Origin of the sequence: Marinobacter sp. SS13-12 (genome assembly GCF_030227115.1) — a bacterium.
GTDB lineage: Bacteria > Pseudomonadota > Gammaproteobacteria > Pseudomonadales > Oleiphilaceae > Marinobacter.
The window spans coordinates 1-13305 of the sequence record NZ_JASSUA010000004.1 but is presented as its reverse complement, the minus strand read 5'-3'; the positions used below and the strand labels follow the sequence as shown (position 1 = coordinate 13305).

Genomic DNA, 13305 nt, shown 5'->3' with positions numbered 1-13305 from the left:
ACTCAGAGGCCGGCGTTTCTGAGCCGGTTGGCCTGCTGCAGGTACACTGTTTTCGGGTCTGTCTCGAACAGGCTATGCAGGCCCAGCGCCTGGTTCACCTCGTCCAGATGGTTCATGAAATAGTTGTCGCGGATGACCTTGCCAAAATGGTTGCTGCAACGCCCGACCAGGCCATCATTGGCACTGAAGCCGAACGCCAGGCTGGTGGTGCCCAGCAGCGCATCTGACGGATCAAGCACGTTGGTCAGAACGCCGGTACCTCCCCAGGAATAGAAACGCACGCCGTTGGCCGCATAGGATCCTTCACCACAAGAGGTGTTGGGAACACCCGCCGGCGCAAAATTATTGAATTCGGCGCTGCCGTGGGTGGTTAGTGAGTAAAGGCTGGAGCTCAGGTCCTGGTTGTAACCACCGCCAGACAGCAGGTCAATCAGATTGCCAAGCGCGTTACCCAGCGATGCCGCCAGACTTTCGGCGGGGGAACCGTAGATCAGGTCTGCAACCGGCGAGCCCTTATGGGGTGAGCCCACCGATGTGACCGAGGCCACCAGGTCAGGCCGCACCCTGGCGATATAACGTGCCGTTGGCCCGCCATGGCTGTGGCCAATCAGGTTTACCTTGCCGTGAATGGCCGCGATTGACGCAATCTGAGGAAGGAGTGCCTCGCCTCTGGCAATGGTGCTGTCCAGGGCGGGGACCTGGGTGGTGTAAACATCAGCGCCGTATTTGCGCAGATCTTCGGCGATGCCATACCAGTAATCCACGCCAGCGATCGAATCGAAGCCGAACATGCCGTGAACCAGCACCACGGGATAGCGGGTGTCGGTGTAGTTGGAAGGAGTGGAATCCCACCACCAGGCCATTGTTGGCGCTGACCATGCCAGCACAAGCAGCATGGTGAATGCCTTGATCCATTGTTTCATTGTTGCACCTACAGTTTGCTGTTGTATTTGTTGTCAAACTGCGGCTCGACCTAACAGGTTTTGCCGATACCCGTCTTGCAGGCGATCCGGGGCAATTGTGTGGTGCTTCCCTGCGCTGACTTCTTTTATTGATTGTTAGATGGTCGCAGTCAGTGCATCTCATTGCATGAGATATGCACATAATTTGATCATGAGGAGGGCTAAGTCAACGGCAGGAAGGGCCGAGGTGGGTTTGTTACCGGTGAAGTGTGACCTGCTTCACTCAAGTGGCCCGGAAAGACATGTCTTTCGGGCCGACAAACCTCCGCGGTTGGGGGCGGAGGTTTGTCGTATTTCTTTGCGAGTCAGAGTGTGGCCATGACCCTGCGTGCCGCTTCGATGGTCTGGTGGATGTCGTCGTCAGTCAGCGCTGCACTGGTGAAGCCTGCCTCAAAGGCAGACGGCGCCAGGTAGACGCCTTCCTTCAGCATGCCCTGGAAGAATTTTTTGAACCGTTCCACGTCGCAGGCCATTACCTGGTCGAAGCGTGTAATGCTGGGCGCATCGGTGAAGAAGAACCCGAACATGGCGCCAGCGCTTTGCACGGCCAGGGGAATGCCGGTGCTGTCCGCGGCCTCTTTAAGCCCGTCACGCACGGCATTGGTTTTCTCTGTCAGCCGATCGTGAAAGCCCGGTTCGGAAATGGCATTCAGTGTGGCCAGCCCGGCGCACATCGCCAGCGGGTTGCCACTGAGTGTGCCAGCCTGGTATACCGGGCCCAGAGGCGAGATGTGTTCCATGATTTCCCGCTTGCCTCCGAAGGCACCGACCGGCAGGCCGCCACCGATCACCTTGCCCAGTGCCGTCAGGTCCGGGGTTACGCCATAAAAGCCCTGGGCGCCACCGAGGGACACCCGGAACCCGGTCATGACTTCGTCAAAAATGAGCACGGTGCCATGCTCGTCACATACTTCCCGCAGGCCTTCCAGGAAACCCGGTACCGGAGGGATACAGTTCATGTTGCCAGCAACTGGTTCGACGATGATGGCAGCAATTTCATCGCCCATTTTGGCGAAGGTTTCCCGAACGCTGTCGATATCGTTGAAGGTCAGGGTCAGCGTGTGTTCCGCAAGGCTGGCGGGAATACCCGGGGAATTGGGTACTCCCAGAGTGAGGGCGCCAGAGCCGGCTTTCACCAGCAGCGAATCCACGTGGCCGTGGTAGCAGCCTTCGAATTTCACGATCTTGTCGCGGCTGGTATAACCCCGCGCCAGGCGTACCGCGCTCATGGTGGCTTCGGTGCCGGAGTTCACCATTCGCACCAGGTCGATGGACGGCACCAGCTCACAGACCTTCTTCGCCATTTCCGTTTCCAGCGCGGTAGGGGCGCCATAGCCGATGCCCTGGTCCACCTGGGCGTGCAGGGCATCCTTGATGGTCTGGTTGCCGTGGCCAAGGATCATCGGCCCCCAGGATCCGATGTAATCGATGTAGCGGCGGTCGTCTTCGTCGTAAAGATAGGCGCCTTCAGCGTGCTTGAAAAACAGCGGTGTACCGCCGACTCCCTTGAAGGCCCTGACCGGGGAGTTGACCCCTCCGGGAATGTATTTCTGAGCCTCGGCGAATAGGGTTTCGGACTGGGTCATGGTTCAGGACTCCTGATGGTCGGAAAATGAAAACAGTGGGTGATGGTCAGCAAAAAGCCGGGTAAACCAGCGTGCGCGCTCTTCAATGGATGCCGGGTCACCGTCGAAAAGGCCGCCAACCACCGCCAGCAGGTCGGTGCCGGCACGGATCAGGGCTTCGCCGTTGTCGGTGGTAATGCCGCCAATCGCCGTAACCGGCTTGCCGAATTGTCGGGCCCGGGCCAGTACCGAGGTGTCGGCGGCGGGTGCATCGGGCTTTGTGTTCGAATTGAAAAACCGACCGAACGCCAGGTAGTCGGCGCTATCACGGTCGGCGCTGGTCGCCAGGGCCAGATCGGCATGGCACGTTGCCCCTATGATCGCATGTTCGCCGAGCTGCTGTCTGGCGGCAACGAGGGAACCGTCGGATTGTCCCAGATGAACGCCGGCGGCGCCGCAACGTTTGGCCAGCTCCGGATCATCGTTGATGATCAGTGGTACCCGGGCATTGTTGCAAATCGCGGCCAGGTCCCTGGCCTGCCGGAGACGTTCGGGTTGCGGGGCATTCTTCTCCCGATACTGGACCAGCACGGCGCCACCACGAAGGGCGGCTTCCACGGCCGCCAGAAGTTTGTCTGCCGGTAAAAGCTGGCTGTCGGTGATGGCATAAAGGCCTGGTCGCAGCCCCTTGGCCGTGGCGCTGGCACTGAAAGTGCCCGGTGAGTCTAGCTCTCCCATGGGATGCCCCGGTCCGGTACCGGTTGCCCGTTGCCGACTTTCAGTGCGTGCCGGATAGCGCGCAGCACATAATTCTGTGCCTGGGCTATGGAGGCCCGGGCCGAAAGCCCGGACGCCCTGCCGGCAGCAATGGAAGCGGCCAGGGTACATCCGGTGCCGTGGTATTCACCGCCAATGCGCTCAATGTAGAAGTACAACGGCTCCTGATCGTGAGAATAAAGCGTGTTGATGATTTTCTCGCCTTCACCGTGGCCTCCCGTTGCCAGCACTGACTGACAGCCGGCTTCCAGCAGGTTGTGGGCCGCACGGGCCTCGTCTTCATCGCCGCCGAGCAAGGCCAACTCAACACCGTTGGGCGTAATGATCTCCGCATGCCGGAACAGGTGCTCCTTCATGCGGGTAATCAGGGCCTCGTCAGCCAGATCGCCGCCACCCGCCGCCTTGATCACCGGATCGGTAATCAGCGGAATGTCGGGATGCCCGGCCAGAAAATCCACCAACACATCCACTACATCGGCACTGCCCAGGGCACCGGTTTTTATCGCATGAATGGGGGAGTCGGCCGCCAGGCACTCCAGTTGCTGGCGGATAATCTCCGGGTCCGTGGCGGTGGCATTGTAGACATTCCGGGTGTCCTGGACTGTCAGGCATGAGAGCACCGGCATGGGGTGGCAACCCAGTGAGGTAATGGCCTGGATGTCGGCCTGGATACCGGCGCCCCCCGACGGATCAAGGCCGGAAACAATCAGAACGTGAGGGCGGCTATGCAGTTTGATGGTCAGGCTCCTCAGAATGGTTTAACGGAAGCAAGGATGACAACGGCAACCAGAACCAGCACTGGCACTTCGTTGAACCAGCGATAGAATACGTGGCTGCGGGTGTTTCTGTCGTCACGGAATACTTTTACCAGGTGGCCGCAGTAGAAGTGGTAGCCAATCAGCAGAACCACCAGCAACAGCTTGGCATGCAGCCAGCCCTGGCTCATGTACCCCTGCACATTGTAACTGATGAGCCAGAGTCCAAAAACGACGGTTGCAATCATCGATGGCGTAGTGATGCCCCGGTAGAGTTTGCGCTCCATGATCTTGAAGCGCTCCCGTCCGGCTTTGTCCTCGCAGGCAGCGTGATAGACAAACAGTCGGGGCAGGTAAAAAATGCCGGCGAACCAGCACACCATGGCAATAATATGCAGGGCTTTGACCCAAAGCATTGGTTAACTCCGTCGGTATTGGTAGTAGCTTTCGATATCGGTTTTCAGTACCACGCCGTAGACCCGCTGAATCATCGGCGCAACGTGGCGTTGAACATACAGGGCTTCTACGCTGGTGTGCTCAAACTCATTCAGTGCCTCTTCCAGTGTGGCCTGGTATTGGACCGGGGCAATGTCCCGGCGATTGGCGGGAATGTCCATAAGGTCGATCTGCTCAGGGGTTTCTTCTTCCGCTTCCTGCTCGCTGTTGGCTGATGGCTTGGTGTCTTCCAGATAACGCGCCAGATCCACGGCGGGTAAGAGGGCGGTGGGCCCGCTGCTGCCTTCAACCACCAGCCATTTGGGCTCGGACTTCAGAATCTTGCCAGCCTCCTCCCGGGACAGGAAGCGCTCGGTGCGAAGAATGCTCCTGTCCATGATGGCCCCCACCGACACCCGCCTCAGCGCCTGGATCACGGGAGAATTCTGATAACTCAGCCCCTGGCTCTTGAGAATGGTCAGGAAAAGTGACTTCTTGCCGAAGGCTTCACTGGTCACCAGGCTGGCGGTGGTAATCACCAGCATGCCCGGCAGGATGATGTTCGGGTTTCTGGTAAGTTCCATCAGAGCCATCAGTGCTGCAAGTGGAGCCTGTAGCACAGCACCCATCATTGCGCCCATCCCCAGCATGGCATAGAAGCCGACGGAGGAAGCGGTATCCGGAAAAACCTGAGCGGCAATCAGGCCCATGGCGCCACCCAGTGTCGCCCCCATAAATAGCGTGGGTCCAATTACCCCGCTGGGCATGCCAAGGCCGATCGTGACCGAAGTGATGATCAGTTTGGCAACGCCGGCACCGAGCAGAAGCCAGAATGGCAGTTGGTTGTCGAGAGTAAACTGGACCGTATCGTAGCCGATGCCCATGACTTCTGGCACCACTATGGCAAACGGCACCATGAGAAGCCCCGCAATAGTAAGCCGTAGCAGTACCGGGCGGTGGTGGTGGCGGCCGGTTGTGTCCACCAATTGTATGAACGCCGCCGCGGCAACCCCGATAATGATCGCTATTGCGATAATCCAGGGGATTTCCAGCAATGAGTTCATGGTCAGCGGAGGTACGCTGAAGGCAACCTCAGAACCGTACATGGCCTGGCTCACCACAGCAGCGGTCACTGACGCCAGGATGATAGGCGTAAAGCCGGCAATGGTGTATTCCATCATCACCACTTCCATGGCGAAGATAACGCCGGATATCGGGGTGTTGAATGACGCGGAAATGGCAGCGGCGCACCCGCAGGCAACCAGTGTGCGAATGCTGTTGTTGGGCAGTCGCATCCACTGGCCCATGAGGCTTGAAAAAGCGGCACCAAGATGCACCGCGGGCCCCTCCCGTCCGGCGGATTGGCCGGTGACCACTGTACTGACCCCTGTCACGAACTGAACCAGGGCGCTGCGAATTGAAATATAGCCCTGATGGTAGTTCAGGCGTTCCATCACGTGCACGATACCCACCTTGCGGTCATGGGTGGCGAGATTGTGCATCAGCAGGCCGAGGCCGACAGCGCCGGCCAGAGGAAGGATTGCCCGGGTGAGAATGTCCAGTTCTTCAAAAGATTCAGAGCCTTCACCGGGTAGGAAATATTCCAGCGGCCACTCTATGGCCAGGCGGAAAACCAGGATAACGCCACCGGTAAACAACCCGGACAGCAGCCCGAGAACCGCCAGTTGGGGCAATGCATCCACACCGGATAGCCGGCGGCGGAAAACAGGGATCAGGTTCTCGGTAATCTTATGCCAGAATCTACGCATGAACGCCGGGTTTCCGGTGGTGAGTGATTTCCTGACGATATTGTAACCAGCGCTGATGGGGCTGCAATAAGTCATTGGTTTATCATGTTAGACTATAGGGCTTTCGGGAACCTGATTTGTAGCTGGAGTAACTGGTGATAAAAGTAGGCATTGTAGGTGGAACCGGTTATACCGGTGTTGAGCTTCTGAGAATCCTGGCGGTTCATCCTGAAGTAACGGTGAGTTGTATTACATCGCGCTCGGAGGCGGGCATGCCGGTTGCCGACATGTATCCGAACCTGCGTGGCCATTACGACCTCGCTTTTTCAGAGCCTGATGTGGAAACCCTGGCAGCCTGTGACCTGGTCTTTTTCGCAACCCCCCATGGCGTGGCAATGCGCATGATGCCGGAACTGATGGCTGCGGGTGCCCGTGTTGTGGACCTGTCTGCAGACTTCCGCCTGAAAGACCTTGATGTCTGGGCCAAGTGGTATGGCATGCCCCACGAAAGCCCCGAGTGGGCAGAAAAGGCCATTTATGGCCTGCCGGAAGTGGTCAGGGGCGAGATTCGCACCGCGCAACTGGTGGCCAATCCGGGTTGTTACCCGACAGCAGTTCAACTGGGCTTTCTGCCCTTGCTGGAGAACGGGCTGGTTGATCCATCGCGACTGATTGCCGATGCCAAGTCTGGTGCCAGTGGCGCCGGGCGGCAGGGCAAGATCGGCATGCTGCACGGCGAGGTCGGTGAGAGCTTCAAGGCTTATGGTGCCTCCGGTCACCGGCATCTTCCCGAAATCCGCCAGGGGCTGACCCTGGCCGCTGGCAGCGAAGTGGGTGTCACCTTCGTGCCGCACCTGATCCCGATGGTGCGCGGTATCGAAGCCACGCTTTATGCGGAGCTGCGTAACCCTGCTGACTTTGATCGTTTGCAGTCATTGTACGAAGAGCGATTCCGGGACGAGCCTTTTGTGGATGTGATGCCCTTTGGCAGCCACCCGGAAACCCGCAGCGTCCGTGGTGCCAACCAGTGCCGCATGGCGCTCCATCGGCAGGAACAGAGCAACATCGTTATCATTTCATCGGTTATTGATAACCTGGTGAAAGGTGCGGCAGGACAGGCCATCCAGAACATGAACATCATGTTCGGCCTGCAGGAAACCATGGGGCTGGAAGCGCCCGCGTTGCTGCCATAGGTTCTCCCGGTGAGTGAATCCAGAAAGCCCGCTGAAGAATACGTTGTCATCCGCCATCGCCCGGGCTACCGGCTTCGCCGTACCCTGATACTGCTGACATTCTCCATTACCGCCGCGGTGCTCGGGTACGCGACGGGCATGGCCCAGGGCGGATTCCGGTTTTCCACCGCGGAGGAGTCCCGCGATCGCCTTGAGGAGCAGGTTGAACAGCTGCGGGAGCAGAACCGGGAAACGAGTCAGCAACTGGTTAATCTCGAGCGGGGGCGAACCATCGATGCCCAGGCCCTGAATCAGGCCCGCAGAACCATCGTAGCTCTGGAAACGCAGATCGCATCACTGAAAGCGGATCTGACTTTCTATAAAAACATTATGGCACCCTCGGAAACCAGCAAAGGCTTGCAGGTTGACCGACTGGCTATGCAACGTGCGCGTCAGGACGGAGCTTACAACTTCAAACTGGTACTGACTCAGGTAGGCGACAACAAAAGCTATATCGCAGGCGTGGTTGCGGTAAACGTAATCGGCATGCGTAACGACGAAAAGGAAGTAATCGCACTGCGGGATCTGTCCGACGATATTGATGACCTCGGCGTCAGGTTCCGCTATCGATACTTCCAGGATATTGAGGGCCTGTTGCGGCTACCGGATGGTTTTGAACCCCTTGAGGTTCAGGTGGTGGCACGTGCCGAAGGTAATAAATCGTCCCAGGCTGAGCGTACATTTGACTGGGATGAATTAACGGAGAACTGACATGCTTGGCAAGAAGAAACAGAAACCCCGCCGCCCCAGTGGGCATTTTGATACCCTCGTCTCGTCCCGCACAACGGTGGAGGGGGACGTGCATTTCTCCGGTGGGCTTCACGTTGACGGCACGATTCGCGGCCGGGTGGTCGCGGAAGAAGGCGGCGACGCGGTGCTCAGAGTGTCTGAAGTCGGCTCTGTGGAAGGGGACATTGTTGCACCCCACGTGATCGTCAATGGCACAGTGCATGGGGACGTCTATGCATCCACGCACCTTGAGCTGGCGGAAAAGGCGTCGATTCACGGCAATGTCTATTACAACCTGATTGAAATGGCCATGGGTGCCTCGGTGAATGGCAGCCTGGTTCACCAGAACGAACCGGTCGGGCTGCTTGGCCGCGACAAGCACCAGGCCAGTGCCCGGGTGGCCGACGAAGCCAAAGCCGAAGACCACGGTGATACAGCGGTACCTGACAAGGAATAGTTGATTGTTTTAGTCAGGAATACGATAATCAGGTCAGATTTTATCCAGGCAAACCGGAGGCGGACTTGAGTGTAGTTCAGCAACAGGCAATGACACCGGTATTTTTCAGTGACAGTGCGGTGTCCAAAGTGCGTGATCTTGTTGAGGAAGAGGGCAACTCTGACCTCAAGCTTCGCGTGTTTGTGACCGGTGGTGGTTGCTCTGGTTTCCAGTACGGGTTCTCGTTTGACGAGGCTCAGGACGAAGAAGACACCGTTATTGAGAAGGATGGTGTGATGTTACTGGTGGATCCCATGAGCTATCAGTACCTGGTGGGGGCAACCGTGGATTACCAGGAAGGGCTGCAGGGTTCACAGTTTGTGGTGCAGAATCCCAACGCGAGCTCCACGTGTGGTTGCGGCAGTTCCTTTTCCATCTGACGCGACGCTGTCTGGCGCACCAGCTCAGGCGTAATAGACAGCGCCCAGAATTCTCTCCCCGCTTGCGCCTGTCACTTCCGGCAGGTTTCCCGATTTTCCTGACAGTGTCTGGCTGGCCAGCCAGGCAAACGCTGCTGGCTCAACCCATTGTGGATCCAGGCCCAACTCTGCTGTAGAAGCAATTCGTAAAGGGCTGCAGGTTCGTTTCAGTTCCCGCATAAGCACCTTGTTTCTGGCTCCCCCGCCGCATACAAAAATGGTCATTCCCGGTGAGGGGGGTATCTGCTGTGCCACGGTGACGGCCGTCAGTTCCAGCAGAGTCCTCTGGACATCGGCCCCGGGAAGGTCCGGGTGCCGGTTCAACAGAACCTTCAGCCATTCCAGGTTGAACTTTTCAGTACCGGTGCTTTTGGGCGGCTGTCGCGAGAAGTAGGCCTCGGAAAGCATATCGCCCAGCAGGCTCTGGTCCACGATGCCTTCATCTGCCCAGGCGCCATCCTTGTCATAGGCGCGGCCAGTCTGATCCAGGCACCATGCATCCATCAGTGCATTCGATGGTCCGGTGTCAAAGCCGGTGACAGGCGCTTTGTCGCTGGCAGGCAGGTGGGTGATATTGGCAATGCCGCCAAGGTTAAGAATGCAGCGGTCCTCTGCGGCATCGCTGAAGAACGCTTTGTGGAACGCCGGGACCAGTGGCGCGCCTTGCCCTCCGGCTGCCAGGTCGCGACGTCGGAAGTCGGCAACGGTTGTTATGCCGGTGCGTTCTGCAATGAGGGTAGGGTCGCCAACCTGAATGGAAAAGGGTGCTGAACCGTCTGGCTGGTGTCGAATCGTCTGCCCATGGCTGCCAATGGCTGCAATCGACGTCGACGGGAAGCCGGACTTTTCAATGACACTGCTTGCGGCAAGGGCAAACAGGGAGCCGGTTGCGTGGTCCAGCTCTCCAAGGTCATCCGGGGTGCCGCGGTTCTGGCTGAGGTTGGCAAGTCGCTGGCGGATGTCGTCAGGATAATCGGTGGTGTGAGTGGCGTGAATCTGAATGTTTCGGTCCCGGAAAGACACCAGTATGGCGTCGATGCCATCCATACTGGTGCCGGACATCAATCCAATCCAGGCTTTCATGTTTTATTCGTCTGCGGCCAGGGCCAGTTGCTGGTAATCCTGACGGAACAGCTCAAACTTGGCCACCTGCTGATTGGCGTGCTTTTTGAAGCGGGCCATTTCAGACTGTGGTACCGGCTTGGCATCCGGCAGTTTCACGGTCCGGGAATTTCTCGGGGATCCATTCACCCGGAACTCATAATGAAGGTGAGGGCCGGTTACCATGCCGGATGAACCCACGTGGCCGATGGTGTCGCCCTGTTTGACGCGCGTGCCAGTCTTTATGCCTTTGCCGAGGCGGCTCATGTGGGCATAAAGGGTAGTGATGTTGTCACCGTGCTTGAGAATAACGGTGCGCCCATAACCCCCTTTCCAGCCTGCAAACTGAACCCGGCCGTGACCGGCTGCCTTGATCGGTGTTCCCGGAGGTGCTGCGTAGTCTGTGCCTTCGTGAGGACGAACCACATCCAGCACCGGATGGCGACGCTGCAGGTTAAAGGATGAAGAAACCCGCGCACTGATCGGTGTTCTCAGGAACGCCTTGCGCATGCTGCTGCCATCGGGGCTGTAGTAGTCGGTATCGCCGCTGCTGTCGGTGTACTGCAGTGCGATGACGTCCTTGCCCTGGTTAACGAAGCGGGCGGAGATAATGTTGCCGGTGTCGAACTTTTCACCATCCAGGTACAACTCTTCATAAACCACTTCAAACCGGTCGCCCTTGCGCACGTCATAGACGAAGTCGATGTTCCAGCCGAAGATGCCTGCCATTTCCATCGCCAGCCTGTCTGACATACCGGCTTCCCGGGCGGCTACATAAAGCGAACCGTCAATAATGCCGGAGGCAAAGGCGGGTTTTACATCGGGTTCACGAACCACCGTTTCGCCTTTAAAGCCATCTTCGGTTTTCTCGACACGAAGGCTTTCCAGAAGGTTGCGCTGAAGGTCAACCGCTGTCAGTTCGCCGGCGTCATCGGTTGCGAACGAGATGGTTTCACCGGCATAAAGCCGCTGTAATTTGTCCGCTTCGCCGTCGCCATGAATAACAGACAGCATGATGCCGTCGTTGAATCCGGCTTTACCGAAGAGGGACGACAGGGTGTCGCCGGACTTGATCTTGTACTCTTGCCATTGCAGCTCAGGCTCGCTGGCCTCCGCGATGGCAGCTGCAGTATCAAGTGCCTCAGGCAGCTCGGGTTCTTTTGTGGCTGTGGATACTTCAGAATCAGGAGCCGGTTTATCGTTGCTCTTCGCCTGTTTGGCGGGCCGACTGCCTGACTCGCTGACGGTGCCTTCATCGAGATCGAGTGCGTAGGCCATTCTGTTGGCTTCAACGTTGGCACTTGGGCTCATGAGAATCGCGGCGGCGATGACCACGCTGGTCGCGGCGGCGATGGTAATATGTGTTTTTGGAAACATTTTCAGCACGTGTCGCATCCGTTTTGATCGGCATTCCGGTAGGTTGTACTACCTAATTAAAGCTGTTGTTCAAGTATAGACCAACAGATTACCGTATAAAATGCGCTCAGGACAGCTTCAAACATTACCGTTGGTGGTACGCGGACCGGATTTCCTGGGTAAGGGTTGCTATAATCCCCCGCCTTAAATACGCGGCCCTGTTTAAAAACTGAGCAGGAATACTGTAGCAGGGAGGCCGGTAACGCACAGATTTCTTTTGTAGTGGTCTGTAACCGTCCTTCCGCCCAAACCATCAGAATTGAGGATGTGTGGTTTATGGCATCTATTGATGAGGCCTTGGCCGTAGTCAAGCGCGGCATGGATGAGTTGATTTCCGAAGAGGCGCTGGTTGAAAAACTTCGAGAGGGGCGCCCTCTCAGGATCAAGGCAGGGTTTGATCCGACGGCGCCTGATCTGCACCTGGGGCATACCGTGCTGATCAACAAGCTTCGCCAGTTTCAGGATCTGGGGCACGAGGTTATTTTTCTTATTGGTGACTTTACCGGAATGATTGGCGATCCAACCGGTAAGAGCGCTACCCGTCCTCCACTCACCGAGGCGCAGGTGGCCGAAAATGCCATTAGCTATAAAGAGCAGGTGTTCAAAATCCTGGATCCCGGGAAGACCCGGGTCGTTTTCAATTCCGACTGGATGAGCAAGCTCTCCGCTGCAGACATGATCCGCCTGGCCGGCCAGTACACCGTCGCACGGATGTTGGAGCGAGACGACTTCACCAAGCGCTATCGCGCCGAACAGCCCATTGCCATCCACGAGTTCCTTTATCCTCTTGTTCAGGGCTACGATTCAGTGGCACTCGAGGCCGATGTCGAGCTGGGAGGAACTGACCAGAAATTCAACCTTCTGATGGGGCGCATTCTGCAGAGACATTATGGGCAGTCGCCTCAGGTCGTTCTCACCATGCCGATACTCGAAGGGCTCGACGGCGTCCAGAAAATGTCGAAGTCCCTTGGCAACTATGTAGGAGTCAACGACTCGCCCGGTGAGATGTACACCAAATTGCTGTCCATGCCGGACGATCTGCTTTGGCGTTACTTTGAATTGTTGAGCTTCCGGCCGCTGGCCGAAGTGGAGGAGTTTCACGCTGCCGTAGACAATGGCGCCAACCCGCAGGAGTACAAGAAGCTCCTGGCGGAAGAGATCATTACCCGTTTCCACGACGCCGAAGCGGCTGCGACGGCTCACAAGTCGGCCGGTAATCGGGTGGGCCTTGGCGAGATCCCTGAGAATGTACCAGTAGTGGAGGTTTCCCTGGCCGGGCGCGGTGAATTGCATATTGTGTCATTGCTCAAGGAGGCCAACCTGGCGAGCAATGGCAAGGCTGCGAAGGACGTGTTCGGTCGCGGCGCTGTCTACATTAATGGTGAGCAGGTAACGGACGAACGGTTGTTTGCCGCTGGTGATGACTGTGTTGTCCAGGCAGGTAAGAAGAAGATTGCCCGTGTTCTGGTCAAGGATTGATCGGAATCCGGGGTTTCTGAGAAAATATCCAAAAGCGCGTTGACACCTCGAGTGAGCTCTGTAGAATACGCATCTCTTTCGAGGGACACGCCCCTGGGGCGGGTCAGAAATTGAAAGGCAACCGTTTGAATTACCTGAAGATTTCAAGTTTTTAAATTCTTCAGAAAGCGGTTGACAAGGCAGCGATTCGA

The 13305-nt window shown here is 57.4% G+C and carries 13 protein-coding genes; 5 read left to right on the top strand and 8 right to left on the bottom strand.

Features of this window, described 5'->3' with window-relative positions; translation table 11 throughout:
* Nucleotides 1–2: 2 nt before the first annotated feature.
* The 6 genes from QPL94_RS18165 to QPL94_RS18140 all read right to left on the bottom strand — a co-directional run bounded on the left by QPL94_RS18165 (nucleotide 3) and on the right by QPL94_RS18140 (nucleotide 6263).
* Nucleotides 3–923: a lipase family alpha/beta hydrolase gene (locus QPL94_RS18165; RefSeq protein WP_502881560.1), complete on the bottom strand. Its 921-nt coding sequence runs from the start codon at nucleotides 921–923 to the stop codon at nucleotides 3–5.
* Nucleotides 924–1267: 344 nt separating this feature from the next.
* On the bottom strand, nucleotides 1268–2548 hold the full coding sequence (hemL, locus tag QPL94_RS18160) for a glutamate-1-semialdehyde 2,1-aminomutase (RefSeq protein ID WP_285359353.1): 1281 nt from the start codon (nucleotides 2546–2548) through the stop codon (nucleotides 1268–1270).
* Between the two features lie 3 nt (nucleotides 2549–2551).
* Nucleotides 2552–3265: a thiamine phosphate synthase gene (gene thiE / locus QPL94_RS18155; RefSeq protein WP_285359352.1), complete on the bottom strand. Its 714-nt coding sequence runs from the start codon at nucleotides 3263–3265 to the stop codon at nucleotides 2552–2554.
* Nucleotides 3253–4014, bottom strand: a complete 762-nt coding sequence (thiD, locus tag QPL94_RS18150) for a bifunctional hydroxymethylpyrimidine kinase/phosphomethylpyrimidine kinase (protein WP_285359572.1) — start codon at nucleotides 4012–4014, stop codon at nucleotides 3253–3255. The genes thiE and thiD overlap by 13 nt, the downstream gene beginning before the upstream one ends.
* Before the next feature lie 38 nt (nucleotides 4015–4052).
* Nucleotides 4053–4475, bottom strand: a complete 423-nt coding sequence (gene hemJ / locus QPL94_RS18145) for a protoporphyrinogen oxidase HemJ (protein WP_285359351.1) — start codon at nucleotides 4473–4475, stop codon at nucleotides 4053–4055.
* A gap of 3 nt (nucleotides 4476–4478) precedes the next feature.
* Entirely contained in the window at nucleotides 4479–6263 is a 1785-nt protein-coding gene (locus QPL94_RS18140; RefSeq protein WP_285359350.1) for a chloride channel protein, read from the bottom strand.
* Between the two features lie 134 nt (nucleotides 6264–6397).
* On the opposite strand from QPL94_RS18140, the gene argC reads away from it, so the two are divergent.
* From argC to erpA, 4 genes are all read left to right on the top strand, one after another.
* Complete coding sequence (gene argC / locus QPL94_RS18135; protein WP_285359349.1) at nucleotides 6398–7435, top strand: N-acetyl-gamma-glutamyl-phosphate reductase; 1038 nt, start codon at nucleotides 6398–6400, stop codon at nucleotides 7433–7435.
* A 9-nt stretch (nucleotides 7436–7444) separates the two neighbouring features.
* Nucleotides 7445–8185: a DUF6776 family protein gene (locus QPL94_RS18130; RefSeq protein ID WP_285359348.1), complete on the top strand. Its 741-nt coding sequence runs from the start codon at nucleotides 7445–7447 to the stop codon at nucleotides 8183–8185.
* Nucleotide 8186: 1 nt separating this feature from the next.
* Nucleotides 8187–8660 (top strand): bactofilin family protein, encoded by a 474-nt coding sequence (locus QPL94_RS18125; protein ID WP_285359347.1) that lies wholly within the window; start codon nucleotides 8187–8189, stop codon nucleotides 8658–8660.
* 89 nt (nucleotides 8661–8749) lie between these two features.
* The gene (erpA, locus tag QPL94_RS18120) at nucleotides 8750–9079 is read left to right on the top strand and encodes an iron-sulfur cluster insertion protein ErpA (RefSeq protein WP_199491044.1); all 330 of its coding nucleotides are present in this window, start codon (nucleotides 8750–8752) and stop codon (nucleotides 9077–9079) included.
* A gap of 24 nt (nucleotides 9080–9103) precedes the next feature.
* On the opposite strand, the gene QPL94_RS18115 is transcribed toward erpA, so the two are convergent.
* Together QPL94_RS18115 and QPL94_RS18110 are read right to left on the bottom strand one after the other, a co-directional pair.
* Nucleotides 9104–10201: an anhydro-N-acetylmuramic acid kinase gene (locus QPL94_RS18115; RefSeq protein ID WP_285359346.1), complete on the bottom strand. Its 1098-nt coding sequence runs from the start codon at nucleotides 10199–10201 to the stop codon at nucleotides 9104–9106.
* A gap of 3 nt (nucleotides 10202–10204) precedes the next feature.
* Nucleotides 10205–11605, bottom strand: a complete 1401-nt coding sequence (locus QPL94_RS18110) for an OapA family protein (RefSeq protein WP_285359345.1) — start codon at nucleotides 11603–11605, stop codon at nucleotides 10205–10207.
* Between the two features lie 306 nt (nucleotides 11606–11911).
* Here QPL94_RS18110 and tyrS point away from each other — a divergent pair, with 306 nt between their 5' ends.
* Complete coding sequence (gene tyrS, locus QPL94_RS18105; protein WP_285359344.1) at nucleotides 11912–13114, top strand: tyrosine--tRNA ligase; 1203 nt, start codon at nucleotides 11912–11914, stop codon at nucleotides 13112–13114.
* The last annotated feature ends 191 nt before the right edge of the window (nucleotides 13115–13305 follow it).

What these genes read in the sequence shown, in the direction of transcription:
- QPL94_RS18165 (WP_502881560.1), bottom strand. Translation starts at nt 923, where the DNA reads ATGAAACAATGGATCAAGGCATTCACCATGCTGCTTGTGCTGGCATGG.
- hemL (WP_285359353.1), bottom strand. Translation starts at nt 2,548, where the DNA reads ATGACCCAGTCCGAAACCCTATTCGCCGAGGCTCAGAAATACATTCCC.
- thiE (WP_285359352.1), bottom strand. Translation starts at nt 3,265, where the DNA reads ATGGGAGAGCTAGACTCACCGGGCACTTTCAGTGCCAGCGCCACGGCC.
- hemJ (WP_285359351.1), bottom strand. Translation starts at nt 4,475, where the DNA reads ATGCTTTGGGTCAAAGCCCTGCATATTATTGCCATGGTGTGCTGGTTC.
- QPL94_RS18140 (WP_285359350.1), bottom strand. Translation starts at nt 6,263, where the DNA reads ATGCGTAGATTCTGGCATAAGATTACCGAGAACCTGATCCCTGTTTTC.
- QPL94_RS18125 (WP_285359347.1), top strand. Translation starts at nt 8,187, where the DNA reads ATGCTTGGCAAGAAGAAACAGAAACCCCGCCGCCCCAGTGGGCATTTT.
- erpA (WP_199491044.1), top strand. Translation starts at nt 8,750, where the DNA reads ATGACACCGGTATTTTTCAGTGACAGTGCGGTGTCCAAAGTGCGTGAT.
- QPL94_RS18115 (WP_285359346.1), bottom strand. Translation starts at nt 10,201, where the DNA reads ATGAAAGCCTGGATTGGATTGATGTCCGGCACCAGTATGGATGGCATC.
- tyrS (WP_285359344.1), top strand. Translation starts at nt 11,912, where the DNA reads ATGGCATCTATTGATGAGGCCTTGGCCGTAGTCAAGCGCGGCATGGAT.